The following is a 23748-nucleotide window of genomic DNA, read 5'->3' on the forward strand; positions in this document are numbered from 1 at the left end:
AGAGGAGAAAACGTGTGCTATTAAAGTTAGCCATTAGAAATACACTAAGATATCGCTTAAGGTTATTATTGAGCACCTTGGTGGTCGTCATTGCGAGTTTGGCATTGGTCAGCTCCATTGGAACGATTATAGGCACTAAACAAACATTGCAAGACAGTGTCATAAATACATTAACCGGTGATATTATTATTAAGCCAAAAGATTCGCCGGTTGACTTTTTCAAATTTACTTCCTCTCGCCGTTTACCCGTAATTGAATCGGCAATGGTCGAGCAGGTAATCAGCAAGTTAAATAGTGAACCTTCTGTAGAAGCTGCGTCGTCAAGAATTCGATTTGGATCGTTAATTGGTAATAATCAAAAGTCTGTACCAGCGATGGTTATGGGGGTCGACTTAACTGCCGAACCGAAAGTTACAACTGATACCCAAACCATTATTCAACCAATACTGGATAATCTTTCAAGTGAGATTAATCAATCAGTATTATCTGACTATATTTTAGGTCGGCTAAACTTGGCACATGGTGATGAAGTTATTTTGTTTACTGAAACACCTGATGAATCTTTCAACGCAATGAATTTTAACCTCGCAGGTTCAATTGCAACGCCGGTGCTGATAGATGAATATGTTAAGCAAGCCTTTTACATAGACATAAAAGCCGCTCGAGAATTGCTGTATTTAGACCAGTCGGCAGCCACCGAAATTGTAATTCGCATGTCAGGAGATGCGCATAATGATTTACCAAGCGCTAAAGCTAAAATTCAGGCATTGCTCAGTGATGAACAACAGCGACATTTAGGTGTTTATACTTATAACGAAGTTGAAAAATCTATCGAAGGGATATCCGCTATCGCAATTGGAATTGGTGCAATTAATATTGGGGTTATTTTCTTGATTATGATTGTAACTATTATGATTGTCACTACGATGACCCTGCACGAAAGACGATTTGAAATTGGTACCTTAATTTCATTGGGGATGTCGCCTAAATCATTGACCCAACTATTTATGTTGGAAGTTATTTTGAAAATTGTTATCGGCTACACCGTTGGTTTTATTTTAGCGATTCTCAATTTAACCAGAATTAATGAGAGTGGGGGCTATCAGGCAACGAATATGCTCGAACAGTATTGGTATGGCGGTAAAGTTATGTTTCCTGTAGTCGATTATCGAATTGTACTACTTGGGTTTGTTATTATCCTTTTTGTTGCGCTACTCAGCACCATTCGTTCATGTAGTAAAGCCGGTAAACAAGATGCCGTTGCTTTGTTATCGCATCAGTAATTGGGAGCCAAGAATCATATGAACACATTGCTTAAAATTGGGTTAAGAAACTTATTTCGTAATAAGCAGCGCTCGCTCCAGCTTGGATTACTGATCGCCTTTTCAGCTTTTATTATTTCTTTTTTTAGTCAGTTTCTAGCCGGTATTGTTAAAAACTTTAGTGGTACAGTGATTGAGCTGGCAACGGGAGATATTTATCTGGCAAGTCATCTAAATGATGATGATGAAAAAAATATTTTTGATAGAGATTATGAATATTTCAGTCTCGATCCAGCAATCAAGCAAAAGCTTGCCACCATGGACGAAGTCAAGTATTTGCATCCTCGACTGGAGGTGTTGGCACAGGTTTCAACTCACAATGATACCGTCAGTCAACAACTTTTGGCTTATGATTTATCGGTTGAGAAAAAACTCAACAATAACTTCAATTTTATTCAAGGAAGAATGTTACAAGCAGGCAAAAAAGAAATTATTTTGCCTAAAGATTTTGCAGAAAGGTATCAAGTTAAAGTTGATGACTCATTAGCGGTATTAGCTAAAACAACCAAAGGCAGAATTAATGTTATTCGCTTAAAAGTTGTTGGTATTTTTACCATTAGTAATTTGTCAATTTGGTTTGAAAACTATTTGTATACGGATATTGGCTCAGCACAAATTATTGCCAATGACCCGAACGTAGCGACACGTATTAATATTGGATTAAAAGAAAATACCAATATTGAACAGTTTATTGAGAAAGTGGCACCACTAATTGAAGAGGTTAAAACGCCTACTAAAAAATCAGTGGAATTTACAAATTGGCAAGTTGGCGCTGAAAACTTTAAAATTCAAATACAAATGTTTGAAACCAGCTTTTTTGTGTTAATTATGATTGTTTGTCTGGTATTGGCTGCTGCGATTACCTTTACTACAATTCTTGTGACTATGGAAAGAACTAAAGAAATTGCGACCTATGGCGGTCTTGGCGCTCGTCCTAAAAAGATTCGACGTATTCTAGTAACGGAAAATGTTATTTTATCTAATATTTTTTCAATTACGGGTATTTTGCTAGCAATAATTATCTATTTGATAACACAGCAGGTAGGCATTCCGGTTACTAGCGAATATGTTGCCAGTATTATTGGTTCATCACGTTTTTATCCTGCACTTGATATTGAAGGTTTTGTAGGTAGTTTTATTCTTACCTGGTTGGTCGCTTTTATCGCTAGTTATTTTGTTACACGTAGTGCAACTAAAAAGCCAATTGCTGATGCGATGGCTGATCGATAGGAATAACACAAATGACACGCTATCAAAATAAGATTATCTTGTTAACTGGTGCCACTTCAGGCATTGGTAAAGTATTACTTAAACAGTTTGCTTCAATGGGAGCGCATGTATTAGCTGTGGGACGCAGTGAAGAGCGCTTAAACTCGGTAATCAATGAGGTTAAACAACAAGCAGACAATGCGAATGTTACCGCCGTTGTCATGGATACTTCTCAACTCGAGTCAGTGCGTAATGCAGCCGCCATTATCAATGCGTCAATACCCAAAATTGATATATTGATTAATAATGCTGGCTATACCGACATGGGTAATCCTGCGGAGTATAAAACTAAAGAAGGGTTAGACTTAATCTATGCGACTAATTATTTTGGCCCCGTCCTGTTAACCGAGTTGTTATTACCATTACTTGAAAATACAGAGAAAGCACAGGTTCTCAATATTGCCAGTACGGCGATATTTAAATTTTATAACCCGAATAAAAAGCTCAGTATCATTGATGGAAATCCTAATCCAAAATATGCAACTTTAATGCGTTATGCCGAGTCTAAAATGGCATTGCTAATGTATTCGTTAGAGCGTGCCGAAGGGCTACGTCAAAAGAATATCTTTATGAATGGATTAATACTCAAGGATGTTGTTTTAGAAAAGGGTAAAACTGAGAACTGGTCAATGGCTGTTAAGTTGTTAAACACCATTATCGCCCCACTTAAGTTAACACGAGAACAAGCGGCGACACTTTATCTTGATGTATTAGCACTGCAAGATAAAGCTGAATTTTTAGGCGAAGCAATCTCATCGTCTGGCAAGGTGGCTCGTTTACCGAAGTATGCCCTTGATCAGGAAGAGCAGATTAAACTTTTGCAATGTACTGGTGAAATAATCGGGGTTAAAGCACTTACCGAATATCAACATGAACCATCATCAGTTGTAGCCGTATAAACTTTTATAAGCTGGAAAATTAACAATCATGAAAATACGTTTAGAAAATGTTTCCAAAGAATATAACCTGGGAAAAACTAAAGTCAGAGCATTAGACAATGTCAACTTTCAAGTGGATGAACAAGAGTTCATTACAATTGCGGGGCCTTCAGGAAGCGGTAAAACCACATTGCTCAATGTGCTAGGCTGTCTGGATACGCCATCAGAGGGTTCTGTTTATTTTGACGACAAAAAGATTTCTGATTTAAGTTTGGCTAAAAAAGCGGATTTAAGAAATGAAAAAATTGGATTTATCTTTCAATCTTTCAACCTGATTCCTGTACTTTCCGTTTATGAAAATATCGAATTACCAACATTGATTGGTCATAAAAAGACCAAGTCAAAAGAGACACGCGACTGGATTATGCACTTGATTTCAGCTGTTGGTCTGGAGAATCGTGTTAAACATCGTCCCGATGAATTGTCTGGTGGACAGCGTCAGCGGGTAGCTATTGCACGTGCATTAGTAAACAAGCCTGCTTGTATTTTGGCAGATGAACCAACGGCTAATCTTGACTCTGACACCTCGTTTATGATTTTAGAACTATTACAACAGCTCAATCGTGACGAAAAAACCAGCTTTGTATTTTGTACACATGATGTTGATATCATCAGTCAGTGTAGTTCGGTAGTGAGAATAAAAGATGGTCAGATTGTTAGTGATCCACGTACCCAACAATCCAATGGTCAACCTTCTGTAAAAGAAGGTGTAATCATTGCAGACGCTACTGTGTAATCATTATTAAAAGTAGTATTACCTTGAGCGGCGTTAATTTTTGATTAAAATTATCAACTAGATGGCTGGTTAGGTATATTGTTTTAATTAGGTTTCACTATTAGGTGAAATGAGGAAATTTATATGTCCATTTATTTAAAGACATCATCAGCGCTAATTACTGTGGCGGTAATTACTTTGCTAAATTTATCTTGTGTTAGTGCGCAGGAAAATAGCCAAAACATTAATGATTCGAGTAACAAAAATGTGGTTGAAGCGAGTCTGTCTGGTAAAGCAACACCGCCTCGCAATGGTGATAGTTCAGTTAGCGATGGTATAGTTAACACTGCTGATACGACAGAGGCTGCAGCAAAGATGGCCGGAACAAAAATAGAAGAAAGTTCAAGCAGTTCAGCCTTGACATCGGTAAGTGTCGATGAACTTGCTGTAAACGAAAATACTACTGTCACAACCGGTATCACTAAAACAGATTTACAACAAATTATTGCAATCAACAGCTACCCGGCAAGTTCAATAGCCAAAATTGAAGTGACCAGCTTTGTCGATGATAAAAAGAAAAAAACAATACAAATGAGCATTCAATCTCAGGGGAATAATGCACTGTTAGAAATTACTGCACCTAGAGTCGATAGAGGCAAGTTTGTTTTGAAAGCCGACAAAGATTTATGGATGTATTTTAGTAATATTATGCGCTCAATTCGAGTTGCTAATCGTGACAACTTTTTGGGAACAGATGCCAGCAACTATGATTTGTTAGAAATGAATCTCGCGAGAGATTACACTATCGAGTCTTTTCAGCCTGTTGCTGAAAACAACGCTATCTATCAAGTCACTTTATTAGCCAAAGAGGGGACAGAAGGGTATGCACAAATCAATAGTTTTGTTGATATAAAAAACAAAGTCATTGTAAAAAATGAGTGCTATTCAATTTCGGGTGAAAAAATCAAAGTCATGAATTATACCGAACATCATATGCTGGCTGATCAACGAATTCCTAAAGTCATTGAGTTTACTAATGAGCTTGATAAACGTCGCAAGAGCATTATGCATGTCACTGAAGTTACCGGCGTAGAAAAGATCGATGAGTCGATATTTAGTCTCGGTTATCTTGAATCCTTATAGATTCAACTTGTTTTAAATAGTAAAATCAGAGCTTTTAATCAATTTCAAAAGTTCAACTAAAGCGCCTGTTGGCGCTTTGTTTTGATTGGTGCTGCGCTTAACTTAACAGGCAATAACTGGAAGTAGAGATTAACTGATAATGTTCAACCCTAAGATTTTTTCAAATAAGGTTTCCTTTTTTACATTAATTATATTTGCGGTTGCAAGCTGCCAGGCTTACGCTACAGCTCAATACCAGTTGAATACGGCAATTGGATATGGCGAATTAAATCCGCAATCAATTTATTTGAATGATGTCAATACTCAAAACAATACCTACGACTCTCAACGAGAATTATCAACACAAATTGTTGGGTTTGAATTAAAGTATCGCAAGTCTAGAGACTTTACTTTTTATACTGATAGCTATGTCATTAATGAAAAAGTCTTTAAGTTTAATGATACTCAGTTCAATAGTGAGCATGAATCAAACTTCAAAGTAAATGAACTTTATGCAAGTTATCGATTTAATAATCAGACCAAGTTAACTGTTGGGCGTAAACGCTTTCTTTGGGGGCATGGATTTAGCTATATTCCATCAGATTTTGTTAATCCACCACTCGATCCAACCTCTCTGGATTTAACCAATAATAAAGGGGTTGACTCAATCTCTGCCGATTATTTTTCCGGCAATAGTGCATATAGTTTTATGTTAAACCTAGATGATGCAACAGAAAATGGTGGTTTTGGGCTGAAATACACGAATAGTGATATTTCTGATGTTGACTGGAATTTAATTTACTATTATTCCGATGAAACAGAACATGCACTAGGTTTTTCTTTTTCAAGTTTTCCGCTGAGCTGGATGGGATTAGAAAACAAATCTTTAACTTTAATGGCAAATCTGGCTTATAAAGGTGCATCACAATACCGAGTATTGACTCGCGAGACCTTTTCACAAACTGGCGATAATTTTGCTGGTATTTATGGTGTTAAAGGTGAAGGGGCTTATCAAAATCAGTTAGTGTCGTTATCCTACGATTTAAGCGATTACCGCATGATTATTCGCGCTGAATATTACAAAATAGACGAAGCTTATCGAGAAAATGAATTACAATATATTTATTCTTCGCTTGAATCACCAACTTCGTTACCTTATTTGCTTTCGGCAGAGTGGTTAAGTCATTTATCCTATGGACGTAATCAACGTTATTATTCAGCATTGTCTATCAGCCAAGATACTTTATTCGAAGCATCAGGTAACCGTTTTTTAGATACTTTTAGCTATAGTTTTGATATTCTTCGCGGCAAAGACAAATCAACAATGTATAACCTTCGGTTGACATCATTGTATTTCAATACCACCAATATTGGGGTAAATATACTTGTACCTAAGGGTGATGCAAATACTGAATTTGGTAGTATGCCTTACAAATGGAATTTAGACTTGGTGGTTGCTTATAATTTTTAATATTTCTCTTATACAGATAACTACGCTTGATTACTTTGATTTCGTCTCAGCGCGTAAAGTTAACTAATGACTGTTCTACAGTGACTTACTTTTTATTGAATTACTTTTTGAAATTGTATTTATAAATTATGTCAGATAAAAAATTAAAACTATTTTTAGTTCCTTTTGCTGGTAGTGCGGCTATGTCAGCATACAGTTCTTGGCAGCCTCATTTATCTAATTTTGATGTTAAGCTATATGACTATCCCGGTCATGGCAAACGCATGAATGAGCCGCTATCGGCTAATATTGCTGAAACTGCACAAGATTTGCTCGACTTTATTCAGAGTCAATTAACTGATGATAATGAGTCTTATATCATGTACGCCCATAGTATGGGCTGTCTGGTATTATTTGAAATGTTTAAACGGCTGAGCGATTCGGCATTAACACCACCGGCGCAGGTTTTTCTTTCAGGTCGTAATCCACCACATTATCAATACCGAGATAAGATTCTACATGTACTAGAAGATAAGGAATTTTTGCAGGAGATTAAGCGAATTGGTGGAACACCCAAAGAATTTTTTAATTGGCCTGAGCTAGTTAACTTGTTTTTACCCATTCTTAAAAATGATTATCGTATTTGCGAACAATATCAATTTGCGCCGGCTTCCGAAAAGTTAACCGATTTAACTTTTTTTTATAGCGATAATGACTATATGGTTACTAAAGCAAAGGTTAAAGAGTGGGGCGACTATGTTAAAGGTGATTTTCGTTTATTAGAATTTGAAGGTGATCATTTCTTTATTTATGAGTATGTTGAAGAGATCTGCAAATTGATTCGCCAAAGTGTTATTGCTTCATCAATCGAATAAATGGTAATGCGAATAATTGATAATATCTTTCTTCTTTAGAACCTTTCAATACCAAAGATAAGTATTGATCTTCACGGCATACTTATCTTTTTGGTTATCGTTTGGAAAGAGGAGGTCTATGCCATTGCTTTTGGTGTAATTCATAAGCCAGTTGATGAATTTGCCGATCATACGTTATGTCGTTTAGGAAAGTGGTATCAAACTGAAGGCAAACAAAAATACACTAATATTAATGTCTTTCGTTTACTTGACGATCCCCATCGAGCGGTACACCAAAATGGTATTCAAGCATTGCGTTTAATTCAAGATCAACAATTAGAAAGTGCCATTCATCATTTAAATGAGATGGAAAAAGCCAGTGTGAGAGTTATGGAGTTGTTAGATGAACTTAGCTTACAAATTGACGGGCGCACTTAAGTATCTTTCCGCGATGAATCATTGAATAATCTCACATTCAATCATAAAAACATTGATATAAGTAATATTTAGTGATTGGTGTTGGCTGCTAACCAAGTCATATTGATTTTACGGCCATTGCAACTTTATAATATTGACTATAAAAGTTGGATAATGAGAACAACCTCAGGATGACAATGTTATCTCCCTATAATTTGTTAAGATTGCTGTTACTTGGTGCTGGACTTGGTTGGGGGCTAACCGTTATTGGTGCCGTATTACCGTGGGAATTTGCGGTTGAACATTTACAAAAGTTTGGAGGAAGCGGACCAATACCTGATGATAAAATGTTAAATTACTGGTTAAGAATGGCATCAGGTGCATTTGGTATTATTGGTTTATTGTTTTTGTTGGCAGCTAAGAATCCACAAAAATACGCCAATATTATTCCAATATTAGGCTTTGCCAGTGTGTTCGAAGGAATTATCTTATTGTTCTACGGTATTATGTTTGACTTACGCTTTTTTCCATTTGTTGTTGATTTGTCAATTGCTTTTGTTCCTGGTATCGGTATATTAATGTTCAAAAATTCAATTCACCAGTCGGTTAATTCAACAACAAACGAATTAGCCGACTGACAGTTAATTGTTAAGATTAACGCATATCAAACCGATCGGCGTTCATCACTTTGGTCCATGCAGCAATAAAGTCATCGATCATTTTTTGCTGTCCATCATTGGCGGCATATACTTCTGCAACAGCTCTTAATTCGGTGTTTGAACCAACAATTAAGTCAACCGTTGTTGCAGTCCATTTTAATTTTCCAGTTTTTCGATCATAACCATTATAAATCCCGCTTTTTTTCGACTTGCTCCAACGAGTCGACATATCGAGTAAGTTAACAAAAAAGTCATTACTTAATGTGTCTTTTTTATTGGTAAAAACACCGTGTTTGGTATCTTTCCAGTTTGCGCCCAGCACACGTAATCCACCAATTAAAACAGTCATTTCTGGTACGGTTAAATTTAAAAGGTTTGCGCGATCAACCATTGCTTCTGCCGGAGTAAAATAACTTTCTTCATGATAATAATTACGAAACGGATCTGCTTTAGGTTCTAGCACTGCAAAAGATTTAGCGTCGGTTTGTTGCTGTGTCGCATCGGCACGTCCCGGCGTAAACGGAACTGAAATCGAATGGCCCGCTTTTTTAGCTGCTCGCTCAATGGCTGCTGCACCGCCTAAAACAATCACATCCGCCAGCGAAACCTGCTTACCCGAGGCAAGAGTTTTATTAAATTTTTGCTGAACTTTGGTTAGCTTTTTTAATGTTTTACTAAGATTCTTGGGATCATTTACTGCCCAGTCCTTTTGTGGTTCAAGTTGAATACGAGCGCCATTAGCCCCGCCGCGCATATCTGTTTCGCGGTAAGAAGCAGCGGCAGCCCAAGCCGTTTTAATCAATGCAGACTGTGAAATACCAGAATCTAAAATCTTCTCTTTCAGTGCTTTTATTTCGGCAGCATTTATCAATTGATAATCAATTGTTGGTATTGGATCTTGCCATAACATTATTTCCTGTGGCACTTCCGAACCTTGATAACGAGCTCTAGGTCCCATGTCTCTGTGCGTTAATTTAAACCAGGCTTTTGCAAATGCTAAATCAAACTCAGCCGGATTTTTTAAAAAACGTTCCGATATTTTTCTAAATCCAGCATCTTTTTTTAAGGCCATATCAGTAGTAAACATAATTGGCGCATGTCGCTTTCCTGCTATGTGGGCATCAGGGACCATCTGGGCAGCTTGCGGATCGGTGGGAATCCATTGAGTTGCACCAGCCGGACTTTTGACTTGTTTCCATTCAAACGCCATTAGGTTAGCCAAATACTGAATCGACCAAGTGGTAGGCGTTGCAGTCCATGCACCTTCTAAACCACTGGTTGTTGTATCTTCAGAATGTCCTTTACCACAACGATTTTTCCAACCAAAACCTTGTTCTTCAATAGGTGCCGCGCCGGGTTCTGGACCAACGCAGTCTTGTGGCTTTTTCGCACCATGAGCCTTTCCCAAGGTGTGTCCACCAGCAACCAGCGCAACAATTTCCTCATCATTCATCGCCATTAAACCAAAAGATAACCGCATGTCTTTAGCTGCGGCTAACGGATCGTGATTACCCCCTGGGCCTTCCGGATTGACATAAATCAACCCCATTTGTATCGCAGCTAAATCACCTTTTAAGCCACCTTTTTTGGTACGACGCTTTTGCTCCAGCATCTTCATTTCGGGCCCCCAATAAACAATATCAGGTTCCCAGTCATCACTGCGACCACCAGCAAAACCAAGGGTTTTAAAGCCTGCATCTTCAAGCGCGACATTACCTGCAAGTATCATTAAATCGGCCCATGAAAGATTGCGCCCATATTTTTGTTTTACCGGCCACAGCAAGCGACGTGCTTTATCGAGGTTAGCGTTATCGGGCCAACTATTCAAAGGGTTAAATCGTTGTTGTCCACCGCCGGCACCACCACGCCCGTCACCAACCCGATAAGTTCCGGCACTATGCCAGGCCATACGAATCATAAACGGTCCATAATTACCATAATCAGCAGGCCACCAATCTTGTGAGGTTGCCAACACTTTGCTGATATCTTGCTTAACTTCTTTTAAATTTAAAGTTGCAAAAGCTTTAGCATAATTAAAGTCGGCACCATAAGGATTTGATGCGGGAGCATGAGCGCGCAACGGAGATAGATTTAATTGATCTGGCCACCAAAACTGATTTGACTTAGCATTTTCAGCATTCAATAAATTTGAATGCCCTAATATTATTGGCCCCAGTATCATTACGTTGAATATTGCCAGTATGCGTGTTAATTGAGATTTTTTTTTCATTATAAAGGCCCTTAGTTTGAACATTAAAATTTAAAAAATAATTCTGGATATCCTCTTGTCATAACTTACTAAGTTGGTTGTCATACTTTTCAATATAGTTATAGTTGAATTCCTAAAAGACAAAAGTGCCTGACAAGAAACACAGAAAATTTACATAACTTTTCAGCAAAAAAATCTCAGTAATTTATTTAATTTCAGCTAATAACAAACTTGATTGCAAAAAATAAATTAGAGAAAGCAAAGTTATTTGATGTTTTATACGTAAAATCTTGGGGTTGATCACAGAACAATATGTGATTTAATTCACATTTTATTGGTATAATTAGTTTAATCAGTACTGAATCTATATTAAGATTGAAGTTGTCTAACCACTCAAATTCCCCCCAATATTACCAACCCAAGGGAGCGCTATGAAGAGGGATATTCTTATTTTGGAAGTTGGCTTTGGCAGCCGCAACCAAATCGTTTTTGTGCGTCAAGGTATTGCCTATGAGCAGGCCGATTCGAGTGCCCAGGTTACTCGCAGTCAGTTCTCAGGGCAGAGCAGTCTGATTCGCTTTTTAACGGAAGTGCATGAAATGCGCAGTAGTGAGGGCGAGGGTTTCATTCAGGTGTTAGGCTTGTTGGAAGACGGAAAAATCGATATGAATCATTTTATCCGTCGTCGTCAGCGGGTGTATGATGCCTTGCTCTCAGGAGAGATACAGGTTTATCGGGTGAACTATCCGGTGGTTGGTCGCTCCTCGGGCAGTGATTTATGGTCACTGGCTAATGGCGGCAATCAAGGCAGCGGCTCTCAGGCACAAAGTGAAAACCTGGAAGAGGCCCGCCAGCAACATCAACAGCAAAACGCTCAGGCACAAGCGGCAAAGTCCGGCTTCTCGCCTGAAGAGGCGACTATCACTTCTACCCAGGCAAGCACCAATGCCAGCGGTCAGCCTTGTCCGGCGCTTGATAACACACCGCAAAATGGCTGCCCTATTAGTATGATTACCGGTGAAGAGCTGTTAACCCATGTGGACGTCACTTTGCCAGCGCCACTGCCACTGGTTTGGCGGCGTTTATATCGGAGCAGTTTAAGTGGGCAAAACCGCGGGTTGGGTTATGGCTGGCGCAGTATCTATGACTTACGCTTGGTAGAGCGTGATGAGCAGATAATNGAGCAATTACAATAAGATAGACGGGGCATGGTATTTGCTATAAAAATATCATGCTAAATAAAGTAGTCGATTGTTTAATCAGGAACCAAGATTTTGGGTTTCATGGTCAATCAACCACTGTTTCCTTTCAATACCTCCACCATACCCGATTAGTTTTCCATTTTTACCGATCACTCTATGGCAAGGTATAATAATCGCGATTCGATTAAAGCCATTCGCCGACGCAACGGCTCTCACCGCTTTCGGTTTATTAATTTTCTCAGCCTGTTGTTGATAAGTCGTTGTTTCACCGTAGGGCACATCTTTTAATGATGACCAAACCCTATTTTGAAAATCGGTGCCAGGAGTACAAAGCTTAACATCAAAATGTTTTCTATGACCGTTGAAATATTCTGTTATTTCTTTTTGTGCTTGGATCGTATACTGATTTTCGCCAGCAATAATTTTAGCATCTAACAACTTTTGCAACTGCTTGAACTCAGTTTCCAACATTCTCCTATCAACAAACTCTAACAAGCAAATACCTTCGTCAGTAGCACAAACAAACATTGGTCCAAGCGGAGTGGTTAGTCGGCTAATCATAATAAGATTATTTCTTGCACTATTTTTGGGCGACTCCCCTATAAATTTTTTGTAGGTGTACCCAAATCCGCTCAACGATTCATAACCGGAATCAAAGGCTGTCTCGGTTGTCTTTTTTCCACTTCTAAGTTCTTGATAAGCACTATTAATACGATACATTCGTTGAAAAGCTTGATAAGTCATACCGTAATTTTTTTTGAACCAACGCCTCACCAATTCAGGGCTTATTTCATTTTCTCTCAACTGAAAATCAGATATTTTTTCTTTTGGATTCTTTTTGAATAATTGAACCGCTTTAACCACTTGTTCAGGCGCCTCATTAGCATTTTCTGTCGGTTTACAAACTTTGCATGGTCGATAACCTGCACTCAATGCTTCCTTAAAAGAGGTATAAAATACAACATTCTCTAGCTTAGGTTTTCTAGCTCGACAAGTTGCAATACAAAACACTGACGTCGTTTTCACACATACATAAAAAATTCCGACATAGTTAGAGTTCCTATCTAACAATGCCTGATAATAATCCTCTATCTTCTTTTTTTGTGTAATTAACATATTAAAAAATACTATCAAAGGATTGGTTAGCTGTAAGCGTTTTTAATATCGATTCATAGTTATGGTAGATATTATTAAATATAAAATCTCCCATACTGATACGCTTGACGCCTAGCTCTTGTAACCGATTAAAGCTTGGCAACTGTGGCATACACATCACATTAACAGGCAGTTTAGTGTGTTCTACAATAATCGCTATATCGTTTTCTTTTTCAATACACGGAACAAAGAGACCATCAGCGCCAGAGTTCTCAAAAATCAAAGAGCGCTTCTTTGTTTCCTCTAAAGCATCGCTCATATTTAATATAAAAGCATCTGTTCTTACATTTAAAAAGACTTCTATATTATCTTTAACTAGTTGATTTTTAATCGCTAAAATTATCTTTGCGAAGTGTTCAGCATCTAGTAGTTGACGTTTATCTCCTACCACACTATCCTCGATGTTTATGCCGACAACACCGACATCAGCTAGTCTTTTAATATATTCCGTAACCTTATCGGGATTTCGGTGATAACCAGACTCTAAATCAACAGATAAAGGTATTTTTGTATTTAATGCTATGCGCTTAATAAGATAGTCTAACTCATCAAAACTGATACTTTCACCATCTTGATAGCCTAATAAATTAGCAATTGCTGCACTTGACGTACCTATCGCTTTGAATCCGGCTTTTTCAGCTATTTTAGCACTGGTCACATCCCATACATTACAAATAACTAATGGCTCATCACAATAATGTAACTCTTTAAAATTCATACTTTGCCTCACAATTTAGATTTAGAGGCAAAGTACTATAAAGAAAGCTCGTACAACAACCGAAAAATGGATCAGTATTTTTATACCCGTTCTACTTGAAGATGCATGATTCAGCAAGCCAAGCCGCTATCAGATTTGCGGCGTGATAATGCAGGATGAGTCATTCTCATTCAAGTTATCACAACAAAGAAGATGCTAGCGGCTTGGCTTGCCCTTTGGGTGCTCAGCTAAAAAAGCTTGCACTGCGTTACAATTGACAATGTTCAAGGGTTTCATAACACATACTATCGGTCAGGTGCACAAACAAGGCTCGGCTATAACCCAGCACCGCGACAAAGGCATAAAGAGGAGATTTCCCTCCTCGCATTTGTCCCCAGTCGACTTGCATTTGTTTGCCGGCTGGCGTTTCAAAACGAATAACTGGTTTGCTATCAGGTTGGCCTCGATACATGAATAAATAGTGACGCAATAATGAAATACTGCCGGTATATCCCAGTTCTTGTATCTCTCGAAATAACACCTCGCCAGACAAATGTACGGGAGACGCTTGAGCTATACGCGAATGAAGATAAGGTTTAAACCTATCCAGTTTAGAATGTTGTTTTCCTCTGGGTTGATATTTCGGCTCAGAGACATCGAGTCTTAAATATCTTTTCACTGTATTCCTCGAGATCCCCAATTCTCGAGCGATTGCCCGCTGCGAATAACCTTGTTGATGTAAAATCTGTATTTTCATGAGTTCTTCTTTTGAAATCATGGTGCCTCATAAAAAAGCACCAGTGTGAACCAACTGGATCAGATTTCAATTGGTGAAGTGGATCATTTTTGCATTGGTGGNTTTATATTGACCATGAAGGTCAGCAGATTACCTTTGATACCCCGCAAATAAAACAAACCAGCTATCAGCAAACCGAAGGACTGGCCTTATACTGCTATGATGAGCAGGAATACCAACTGACTTTAAAAGGGAATATTCGCTGGCAATTTAAAAAGCTGGGCAATGATTGGCGACCGGTTGCACAATATGATGAATTAGGTAACCACCTATGGCTGCGCTATGATGAATCGCATCGGCTTTGCCGGATTGATGCGAGCAATCAGCGTTGCCTGATAATTCAGCGTGATGGCGTGGGCCATATTCTCTCGGTGACCCCAGGTCAATGGGTGAGAGCCACGGGTAAGGCCAATGCGCTGGGTGAGCCGGCTATCCGTTATCAATACAATGACAGCAGCGATTTAATCGCAGCGATTGATGCGGCTAATGGACGCGAAGAATACCTCTATCAAAATCACCTGTTTATTATGCGGACCTTAAAAAGTGGTTATAGCTATCACTTTGAATGGGATAGCAATGGCCCGNCATACATTTCTTCAAAGGATTTGACGATTTCTCGGGTACTTAAACCTTGTGAATACAGGTGGAGTATTTTGTCATCCATTGAGGTAAAGCGCGTTTGATGCTTCTTAACTAATTCCGGTTCAAAGTTACCTTGACGGTCTCGGGGGGGGGGTTAATTCAAACTGACCATCTTCCGTTCGAATCGTTTTGGAAGAATAGCCATTACGGCTATTGCTAGACTGGCTTTTACTATTTTTCTCATAACCAAGGTGTTCATCGAGCTCNAGATGCCCGCTGCGTGCATCAGTGGGGGGATGAGGGCTATTATGATTACCGATTTACCTACGACCATGCCAATCGCACGACGACGAGTATTAATGGCCGGGGTGGTAAAGAGATATTCCGCTATAACGCCAATGGCCGGTTGATTGATTACACTGACCCGGCAGGTGGGCGTACCCAGTATGACTATGACCGTCACAACCGCTTATGGTCTGTCACTAATGCTCAGGGAGACAAAGAGCGCTATGAGTATGATGTTAAAGGACGGTTAACCCGCCTGACTGATGTGACTGGTNCAGTCTCAAAATTTTAGTTAACTCTAAAACCCTGTTATTCTAAAATAAGATATCAGCACTACTCAAAAGCCACCTTAAAAAACTGTCGTGATTAAATTCAATTGTGACTCTAATTACCTGCCTAAAACACTAAATTCAAATCTCTATTATTAAAACAAGATCCGGTAAACTTCATCATAGTGTTCAACGAAATATACTTGTAATCCATTTTTTATATAATCAGGTAGAAGTGAATATCGGCCCTCAACAGATTTGGGTAATATTAATTGATTAATTCCTTCTCGCTTAGCTGCAATTACTTTTTCTCGAATGCCACCTACTGCCAGAACACTTCCACTTAATGTTAATTCACCTGTCATTGCAAATTTTGCTTTAGGCTTTTTGTTGAGTACCAGTGATAAAAGTGCCGTTGCCATGGTAATTCCAGCACTGGGACCATCTTTGGGTGTCGCTCCTTCAGGAACATGTAAATGAACATACTGTTTATGTAAAAAGTTAGGATCAGCCCCATAGTTTTTCAAGTGCGCAGCAATGTAACTATAAGCAATATCAGCTGATTCTTTCATTACATTACCGAGTTGTCCTGTTAATTTAAATCCTCGTGAGCTACCATGAATTCTAGCTGCTTCTATGTTAAGTGTTACGCCGCCTAATGATGTCCAGGCTAGACCGGTCGAAATACCAACACCTGCTAATTGTGATTCCTTGCTAAATACAGGCATACCTATATACTCAGCCAGATTTTTGTTAGTAATCGTCATTCGCTTTTTTTGACCAGTGACTATTTCAACGGCACATTTTCTGATTATTTTTGCGAGTAATTTGTCGAGATTTCTAACTCCTGCTTCACGCGCATAGCCATTGATTAATGCTTTTAATGCCGATTTAGACAACTGGATTTTTGATTTTCCAATACCGGCGTTTGCTAGCTTTTTAGGCCACAAATGATTTGTCGCAATCGCCATTTTCTCTTCGAGAATATATCCGCTCAGACGAATAACCTCCATGCGGTCAAGTAGCGGTTGTGGAATACTGTCAAGTTGGTTGGCTGTGCAAATAAATAATACTTTTGATAAGTCAAAGCGAGTGTCCAGATAGTGATCTAAAAACTGACTATTTTGCTCGGGATCTAAAACTTCCAGTAATGCAGAAGAAGGGTCGCCTTGATAACTGTTACCAATTTTATCAATTTCGTCGAGCATAATAACCGGGTTAGAACTGCCGGTTTCATTAAGCGCCTGAATAATTTTTCCAGGCATCGCACCAATATAGGTTCGCCGATGCCCTTTAATTTCAGCTTCATCGCGCATTCCGCCTACTGAAAAGCGAAAAAACTGTCGCTTGAGTGCGCCAGCAATAGAACGGCCAATTGATGTTTTACCTACACCAGGCGGACCAACTAATAACAGTATCGAGCCAGATAATTCATTTTTAATTGAAGCTAATGCTAAAAATTCAATAATGCGCTGCTTAACATCATCAAGACCAGTATGTTCGTTGTCGAGTGCTTCTCTGGCAGCTTTTAATTTTAAATTATCTTGAGTGGTAATTCCCCAGGGAAGTTTGGAAAACACCTCAAGATAGTTTCGGGTGACTGCGTATTCAGGTGAACCAGATTCAAGCACGCCTAACTTATCCCACTCTTCGTAGAATTTCTTTTTTGCTGTAGCTGGTAGGGTTTTGTGCAAAATATTTTTTTCAAATCGTTCTAAATCTGCTGTTTTGTCATCTTTAGCGATGCCCAGTTCTTTTTGAATAGCTTTTAATTGCTCTCGCAGAAAAAATCGTCGTTGATGTTCACTGAGCGTTTCTTCTACTTGATCTTGAATATCTTGCTGTAACTGAGCAACTTCAAGTTCTTTTTTAATCAAAACTAACACTTTTTCCATGCGTCGTTTTAAATGTACTGTTTCTAAAACATTTTGCAGGGCATCGCGAGTCGCGGTAGTGACGCTGGCAGCAAAATCGGTAAGTTGCGATGGTTCATTAGGATCAAAGCGATTTAAAAAAAACTTTAATTCTTCGCTATATAAAGGATTAAGTGGTACCAGTTCTTTTAAGGTGTTAATAATTGCTATAGCGTAGGCTTTTAATTCATCGGTTTCTTTATATTGTGGTTCATTGGGATACTCAACTCGAACAATATAAGGTGGCTCTTTTTTGATCCATTTTTTTATGCGGAAACGTTGTAAACCTTCGGCGATGAATTGAACTTTTCCCGAGGATAATACTGGGTGGTGTATTTTAACCAGCGTACCTACTTCAAAGAACTCTTCTGGCTTGGCATCTTCAGGCAAAGGATTTTTAACCAGTACTAGACCCGTTATGTCGTCATGTTCAAGATTTATGTATTCGATCGTTTCACGCCAACTTTCTTCATTCATTAAAATTGGCAGTGTTTGTGGTGGAAAAAAAGGTCGCTCGCTAATCGGTAATAAACAGATTTCTTCTGGAAGAAAATGACCGTCAGCATCAGTTGTTTTTATCTTTCTAATTGGTTGCTTGAAGGCTTCCATAATTGAGATAGATTCCTTATGAACCGTTTAGTTCAAATCGTTATTTGAGTTAACTTAGTTTGTAACATATTTCAAATTTAGCAAGTAATATTTTTATTTATCAAGTTTTCTTAATTGAGATAGGTCAAACTTTGTTTTACAATAAACTTGTTTGGATAAATATTATCCAGTTTAGTGTTATAGAGTTTTTGCTTTAGCACGTTTTCGATCTGGTTGTGACAAACGATATTGGCCGTATGCCAAAATTACAGTATTGAAATTGCCAAGTTAACTTTGAGCACCGAATAAAACTATTCAATGATAGACTGATTAGTTGCTTCTTTTAGATGATTAGCTATTAAGCCGGTTGTCGATTTTAAATAGGTTGAATAATTTATGGTAAATGTGGGTGACATCAGTAAACCGAGTGGCGGAGTGGTTGCCAATCCATCTTCGCGATCTACGGGGGGAGCCAATAAAGTCGAAGCGACTGAACAAGTGCAGGCGGTTCATTCATTGAAAGAGAAAAACAAAAATAAAAACAAGTCAGATAAAAAGAAGCTCAAAACGCAAACTTTAAAAAATGTTAATACCAGTGACAAAAACTATTCTGATAATCAATCAAGCAAATCACTGCAGGCACCTGAATTAAATGATGAACTTGATGCAACCTATGATGAACACGGTAAAAAAACAGTTTCTACTCATATCAATATTACGGTGTAAATTCGGTCGTTCATCAATTGGATGAGAATTTTTATCTGTTAGTTATTATTAATGTCAATTTATCGCTTTTTTGTCGGTAGATTATTTGATGAAAAACACACGGTTTGACAATACTGTCTTTTCTACAACTGACAAGTTATAATTTTTCTGGCATATTGACGAATTCGTATTGATCTCCCACTTAAACTAAGAGCTTTTGGTGATTTAACGTGTCTCATTCGGCATCGCATCATACTTACGATATATCGCTTTTAATGGAGCAGACGCGCCTTTTGGCTGCTGATTATCGGCGTTCAACTGGACAAGCCTTGCCTGTTACCGCAGAGTTGGCACGATTTGATGCAATTGATAAACTGAATTTAAAAAAGCTCGACGGTGAGTCTGGTGTTGATGCTGTTGACGTAAATGGCTCCAACGAAAAATATCTAGTGAAAGGTCGAGTGATTTTTAAAGGTGGCAAAGCTCGGCAAAAGCTTGGCCAGTTGAGCCTTGAAAGTGGGTGGGAGTTTTTGTTAATGGTGATATATGATGCAGATTATCAACCGACGCAAATATTCAAAGTTGATCGCCAGATCATAGAAAAAGAGATTGCAGATAGCCCAAAAGACAAACGAGGCTCGATGACTGTAGCAAAATATAAAGCTATCGGCGATTTAGTTTGGACCAGTGAAACTTGAACTTATCAGATAATGCGGTTGAAGAAATTCTTGGCGATACTGGCCCGTTTGCTTCCGTTAACCCCCATTTTAAAGTTCGCAAAGAACAACAGCAGATGGCTGTTGCCGTTAATCAGGCCATCTATGAATGTCACAATTTACTGGTAGAAGCTGGCACTGGTGTAGGTAAAACCTTTGCTTATTTGGTTCCTGCTTTACTATCGGGTAAGCAAGTGGTTATTTCGACCGGCACAAAGAATTTGCAGGATCAGCTTTATAAACGTGACTTGCCAGCAGTTTATAAAATACTCAATATATCCCCGCAAACAGCGCTTTTAAAAGGCCGAGCTAACTATTTGTGTGAATATCGCCTTGAATCAACTTTGGCGGCTGGGCGTCTACCAGATCCTACTGCGGTTAAACATTTAGGCATAGTTACTCAGTGGCGAGATAAAACTATCGCTGGAGACTTGAATGAGCTGTCAGATTTACCTGAGAATTCGCCATTAATCAGTTATATCACGAGCACTGCCGATAATTGTCTTGGACAGGATTGTCCTTTTTTCGAAAAATGTTATTTAGCTAAAGCCAGAGAAAAAGCTCGCCAGGCAAAAGTGCTAGTTGTTAACCACCATATATTACTTGCCGATTTAGTTTTAAAAGAAGACGGATTTGGCGAGTTACTGCCTGATACAGATATTTTTGTTATTGATGAGGCCCATCATCTGGTTAAAACTGCCTATCAATTTTATGGCAGTGTATTATCTAGTCGTCAATTGACTGAGCTTTGTCGTGAACTTGAACTGGAATATCGGACTCAGGTGACAGATTGTCGAGATTTAATGCTGGCTGCGCAAACGTTAGCCGTTGAAGTGAAGGCTTTTCGTTTGGCACTACCCGAATATGATATTAAAGATGATTGGCAACCAAACGCTGTGCTCAAGAAAAAATATAGAGAATTATATATAAAAATCAATGAGCTATACAATGTGGTTAAAGTTAATTCTACTCGAACAAAAGTCCTTGAGTCGTGTTTTGAACGCTTGCAGTACTTTATAGAGGTGATGCATTATTTTAATCATTTCGATGGATTACCAATTGAAAATATGGCGGTGATCTCTGCTGAAGGAGAAACAGAGTTCGCACCTAAAGACAATGAAGTGAGAATCAATTGGTTTGAAACAGCTAAAAGTGGTTTTCGATTGCATTCTACGCCGCTTGATGTGGCACGATTTTTTCAACAATCCAGACAACGTTATCGACATTCAAGTTGGATTTTAACTTCGGCAACCTTGACGGTTAACAATCAATTTAATCACTTTATTGATGCGCTGGGTTGGGAGTCAATAAAAACACTCATGTTGCCTTCTTCATTTGATTATCAGCGTCAGTCTTTGCTATATGTACCGAGAGGCTTACCATCCACTCGCGACACTAATCATACCTACTATTCGATGCAGGCAATCATGCCCATATTGGAAACGATACGAGGTCGTACCTTTATTTTATTTACCAGCCATCGGGCACTTAAAACAGGGGCGGAACTGTTGCGTGAGCATACCGAGTTTGAATGTCTGGTGCAGGGAGAAGGGAGTAAACAGGCTTTACTTGAACAGTTTGTAGCAATGCCCAATAGCTTACTGTTGGCAACAGGGAGTTTTTGGGAGGGGGTTGATGTCGCAGGAGATAGCCTGGTTTTAGTGATTATCGATAAGCTACCTTTTGCGCCACCAGATGATCCAATTTTGAATGCTAAAATGGTGCGTTGTCGGGAAATGGGCGGAAATCCTTTCTATGATTTGCAAATTCCAGAAGCGGTATTAACTCTAAAGCAGGGGGTGGGACGCTTAATACGCAGTGTTCGAGATAGGGGGGTTGTTTGTCTTTGTGATACACGATTGGTGGGTAAGTCATACGGAGAAGTCTTTGTGAACAGTTTGCCCAATATGCGTCGAACACGCGATCCTCAATTGGTGATTGAATTTTTGACTGATATAATGGACTCAATTGATTGTTAACTACCTGATTGTAACTAAACCTTTATGTCGCGCCTTATCAGTATAGATACCTCTACCGAAGCATTTTCAGTTGCCTTATATAATCAAGGCGAAGTATTAGAAGAATTTGCTGTCGCTCCTCGAGAACATGCCAGGCGCTTATTACCTGCCGTCGAATCGCTGTTAGCCAATGCACAATTATCGTTAAGTCAGCTTGATGGCATGGTATGTACTGTCGGACCTGGCGCATTTACAGGGATTCGAATAGGGGTTTCGGTGGCGCAAGGCTTAGCAGAAGGTGCTGATTTACCGGTTATTCCTGTTTCCAGTCTGGCAAACATGGCGCAACAGGTCATATTAGAGCAAGCCGCAGAAATGGTGTTTACGGCAATTGATGCGAGGATGCAGGAAGTGTATTTTGCGGTTTATCAAGCTGATGAAAATTCGTTACCACGTATTTATCATGACGAAGTAGTTATTTCTCCACAACAGATTGATATTAAAGAGTTGTTGTCAAAAATTTATTTGCAACAACAGAGTACAACAACGGCGACATTATATACAATTGGCAGTGGCTGGCAATCTTATGCTGAACTTTTTGATCGGCATGATTTAACGATAGGCCATTTAAATCAAGACAAAGTTACTTTTGCCTGGGCTCCGGCTAAATCTAATTTTCCGAAAGCAAGCGCTAGTTTTCCATTGGCACTAGAGGCTTTAAAACAACAAAATGAACTCGTTGCCGAACAACTTCAACCGGTATATTTGAGAAATAATGTCGCTATTAAAAAATCGGTTGAAAAATAAGCTATACTTAAGCAGTTAAACATTGGGTAAATTCATCTGTATATATTCAATATTTATTTATTTCGGTCCAGCTAAGTTAATATCCTTTTTTAACAAAGGTTTAGATACGTGATTAATTCGGTTAGCCAAACTTACGTGGATTCGCCTTCTAGGGGTAATTTGCGTAATAATTTGCAGGTAGAAGTCACCACTAAAAGTGAAGTGGTTAATCGAGCTGCGGTTAACGATGAGAGCAACGCACCTTCAAAAAATGATGCTTCGGATATTTACCAAAGAATTGAACGAGCCGGAAACTCACAGCAATACATTCAGACTATAGAAAATCGAAATCAGTTTGATACCCTCGAACGTGGTTTTGCCAGCCAGCCACCGATTCAACAATATCAAAATAATCAGCAAATTATTCAGCGGGATGAAGTCAACCAACTTTTCAGTATCAGTTTATTTGCTTGATAATACTATTGGGCGAGTCAGTTTATAGTGCCAGATAAACTGAATATTTAATGTAAATAATAGTATCCAATCAGTGAAATAAGTAATTTTAGCAAGTACGCTTTATTAGTAATTTCATCCTTACGATAGTAATAACTAGCGTGCGCTCAATTTAAATATTGTTCATAGTTTTGGGCTGGATGAGTGGCAAAACGAGTCCCAGATGTTGAGTCTTTTGGTTTGGGTAATGAATTGGTCTTTTTATGAGGAAAACGCTGATTTTCTTTTTTCGTCTCACTAGAAGATGTAGTATTGATATTTTGATTGAATGAATATTCTCGAAAGGTATTGCGTAGTTGATTGTCTGTAATAAATTCAAGTTGAAATTCTTCGATGCTTTTATTGCTTAAATTTAGTTGGTGGTGTTGTTTGTCTAATACCTGAAGAGTATTTTCAGCTTCTATACTGAGTGTTTCATTTTTTAACATGGGTTGCGATGTATTGATATAAAACAGACAGAAAAATAAAATGACTATCGTGACTCCTTGAATGGTGAAGATAATTTTTGAGATAATGGAGAATGGCATGGGCTTTCCCTGTCAGCTTAATTGAGTTAATCTTGCGCTAGATCAAAGAATAACAAACCTGATTAATTTACGGAAAATTATTTTAATTTTAATAAAGTTTT

The 23748-nt window shown here is 38.6% G+C and carries 22 protein-coding genes and 1 pseudogene; 16 read left to right on the forward strand and 7 right to left on the reverse strand.

The annotated features are described in order from the left end of the window. Positions 1-14 precede the first annotated feature (14 nt). The 9 genes from ABVT42_RS06070 (at position 15) to ABVT42_RS06110 (ending at position 8725) form a co-directional block, all read left to right on the forward strand. On the forward strand, positions 15-1283 hold the full coding sequence (locus ABVT42_RS06070; protein WP_353896095.1) for an ABC transporter permease: 1269 nt from the start codon (positions 15-17) through the stop codon (positions 1281-1283). 18 nt (positions 1284-1301) lie between these two features. Then, positions 1302-2552 (forward strand): ABC transporter permease, encoded by a 1251-nt coding sequence (locus ABVT42_RS06075; RefSeq protein WP_353896096.1) that lies wholly within the window; start codon positions 1302-1304, stop codon positions 2550-2552. A gap of 11 nt (positions 2553-2563) precedes the next feature. Further along, positions 2564-3490: an SDR family NAD(P)-dependent oxidoreductase gene (locus tag ABVT42_RS06080; RefSeq protein WP_353896097.1), complete on the forward strand. Its 927-nt coding sequence runs from the start codon at positions 2564-2566 to the stop codon at positions 3488-3490. A gap of 28 nt (positions 3491-3518) precedes the next feature. Continuing rightward, positions 3519-4265: an ABC transporter ATP-binding protein gene (locus ABVT42_RS06085; RefSeq protein WP_353896098.1), complete on the forward strand. Its 747-nt coding sequence runs from the start codon at positions 3519-3521 to the stop codon at positions 4263-4265. Between the two features lie 123 nt (positions 4266-4388). Further along, complete coding sequence (locus ABVT42_RS06090) at positions 4389-5387, forward strand: outer membrane lipoprotein-sorting protein (protein WP_353896099.1); 999 nt, start codon at positions 4389-4391, stop codon at positions 5385-5387. A 139-nt stretch (positions 5388-5526) separates the two neighbouring features. Further along, on the forward strand, positions 5527-6837 hold the full coding sequence (locus ABVT42_RS06095) for a hypothetical protein (RefSeq protein ID WP_353896100.1): 1311 nt from the start codon (positions 5527-5529) through the stop codon (positions 6835-6837). 128 nt (positions 6838-6965) lie between these two features. Then, on the forward strand, positions 6966-7691 hold the full coding sequence (locus tag ABVT42_RS06100; RefSeq protein ID WP_353896101.1) for a thioesterase II family protein: 726 nt from the start codon (positions 6966-6968) through the stop codon (positions 7689-7691). A 90-nt stretch (positions 7692-7781) separates the two neighbouring features. Beyond that, complete coding sequence (locus ABVT42_RS06105) at positions 7782-8108, forward strand: CZB domain-containing protein (protein WP_353896102.1); 327 nt, start codon at positions 7782-7784, stop codon at positions 8106-8108. 170 nt (positions 8109-8278) lie between these two features. Beyond that, positions 8279-8725 carry a hypothetical protein gene (locus ABVT42_RS06110; protein ID WP_353896103.1) on the forward strand — a complete coding sequence of 149 codons (447 nt, stop codon included), beginning with the start codon at positions 8279-8281 and terminating at the stop codon, positions 8723-8725. Between the two features lie 16 nt (positions 8726-8741). Here the strand turns inward: ABVT42_RS06110 and katG are convergent, their stop codons facing one another. Further along, a complete protein-coding gene (gene katG / locus ABVT42_RS06115; RefSeq protein WP_353896104.1) occupies positions 8742-10928 on the reverse strand; it encodes a catalase/peroxidase HPI in 2187 nt (728 codons plus the stop codon). Positions 10929-11620: 692 nt separating this feature from the next. Between katG and ABVT42_RS06120 the strand changes: the two genes are divergently transcribed. Then, a complete protein-coding gene (locus tag ABVT42_RS06120; RefSeq protein WP_465251080.1) occupies positions 11621-12151 on the forward strand; it encodes a DUF6531 domain-containing protein in 531 nt (176 codons plus the stop codon). A 63-nt stretch (positions 12152-12214) separates the two neighbouring features. Here ABVT42_RS06120 and ABVT42_RS06125 read toward each other — a convergent pair whose 3' ends face one another. The 4 genes and pseudogenes from ABVT42_RS06125 to ABVT42_RS06140 all read right to left on the reverse strand — a co-directional run. Next, positions 12215-13273, reverse strand: a complete 1059-nt coding sequence (locus tag ABVT42_RS06125; protein WP_353896209.1) for a bifunctional transcriptional activator/DNA repair enzyme AdaA — start codon at positions 13271-13273, stop codon at positions 12215-12217. A gap of 1 nt (position 13274) precedes the next feature. Next, entirely contained in the window at positions 13275-14030 is a 756-nt protein-coding gene (locus ABVT42_RS06130) for an isocitrate lyase/PEP mutase family protein (protein ID WP_353896208.1), read from the reverse strand. A gap of 247 nt (positions 14031-14277) precedes the next feature. Beyond that, entirely contained in the window at positions 14278-14787 is a 510-nt protein-coding gene (locus ABVT42_RS06135; protein ID WP_367023524.1) for a helix-turn-helix domain-containing protein, read from the reverse strand. Between the two features lie 604 nt (positions 14788-15391). After that, positions 15392-15659: pseudogene (locus tag ABVT42_RS06140) on the reverse strand (transposase); the annotation flags it as partial. A gap of 8 nt (positions 15660-15667) precedes the next feature. Here ABVT42_RS06140 and ABVT42_RS22450 point away from each other — a divergent pair. Next, complete coding sequence (locus ABVT42_RS22450) at positions 15668-15964, forward strand: RHS repeat domain-containing protein (RefSeq protein ID WP_367023525.1); 297 nt, start codon at positions 15668-15670, stop codon at positions 15962-15964. A gap of 132 nt (positions 15965-16096) precedes the next feature. Here the strand turns inward: ABVT42_RS22450 and lon are convergent, their stop codons facing one another. Next, positions 16097-18463, reverse strand: coding sequence for an endopeptidase La (gene lon / locus ABVT42_RS06150; protein WP_353896207.1), 2367 nt, complete (start codon positions 18461-18463; stop codon positions 16097-16099). A gap of 375 nt (positions 18464-18838) precedes the next feature. On the opposite strand from lon, the gene ABVT42_RS06155 reads away from it, so the two are divergent. The 5 genes from ABVT42_RS06155 (at position 18839) to ABVT42_RS06175 (ending at position 23081) form a co-directional block, all read left to right on the forward strand. Beyond that, the gene (locus ABVT42_RS06155; RefSeq protein ID WP_353896206.1) at positions 18839-19168 is read left to right on the forward strand and encodes a hypothetical protein; all 330 of its coding nucleotides are present in this window, start codon (positions 18839-18841) and stop codon (positions 19166-19168) included. 209 nt (positions 19169-19377) lie between these two features. Continuing rightward, positions 19378-19845, forward strand: a complete 468-nt coding sequence (locus ABVT42_RS06160) for a hypothetical protein (RefSeq protein WP_353896205.1) — start codon at positions 19378-19380, stop codon at positions 19843-19845. After that, entirely contained in the window at positions 19842-21842 is a 2001-nt protein-coding gene (locus tag ABVT42_RS06165) for an ATP-dependent DNA helicase (RefSeq protein ID WP_353896204.1), read from the forward strand. Before ABVT42_RS06160 ends, ABVT42_RS06165 begins: the two co-directional genes overlap by 4 nt. 24 nt (positions 21843-21866) lie before the next feature. Further along, positions 21867-22628: a tRNA (adenosine(37)-N6)-threonylcarbamoyltransferase complex dimerization subunit type 1 TsaB gene (gene tsaB, locus ABVT42_RS06170; protein ID WP_353896203.1), complete on the forward strand. Its 762-nt coding sequence runs from the start codon at positions 21867-21869 to the stop codon at positions 22626-22628. 159 nt (positions 22629-22787) lie between these two features. Then, a complete protein-coding gene (locus ABVT42_RS06175; protein WP_353896202.1) occupies positions 22788-23081 on the forward strand; it encodes a hypothetical protein in 294 nt (97 codons plus the stop codon). A gap of 146 nt (positions 23082-23227) precedes the next feature. Here ABVT42_RS06175 and ABVT42_RS06180 read toward each other — a convergent pair whose 3' ends face one another. After that, positions 23228-23647 (reverse strand): hypothetical protein, encoded by a 420-nt coding sequence (locus ABVT42_RS06180; RefSeq protein ID WP_353896201.1) that lies wholly within the window; start codon positions 23645-23647, stop codon positions 23228-23230. Positions 23648-23748 lie beyond the last annotated feature (101 nt).

The organism is Aliikangiella maris, assembly GCF_040719265.1.
Lineage (GTDB): Bacteria > Pseudomonadota > Gammaproteobacteria > Enterobacterales > Kangiellaceae > Aliikangiella > Aliikangiella maris.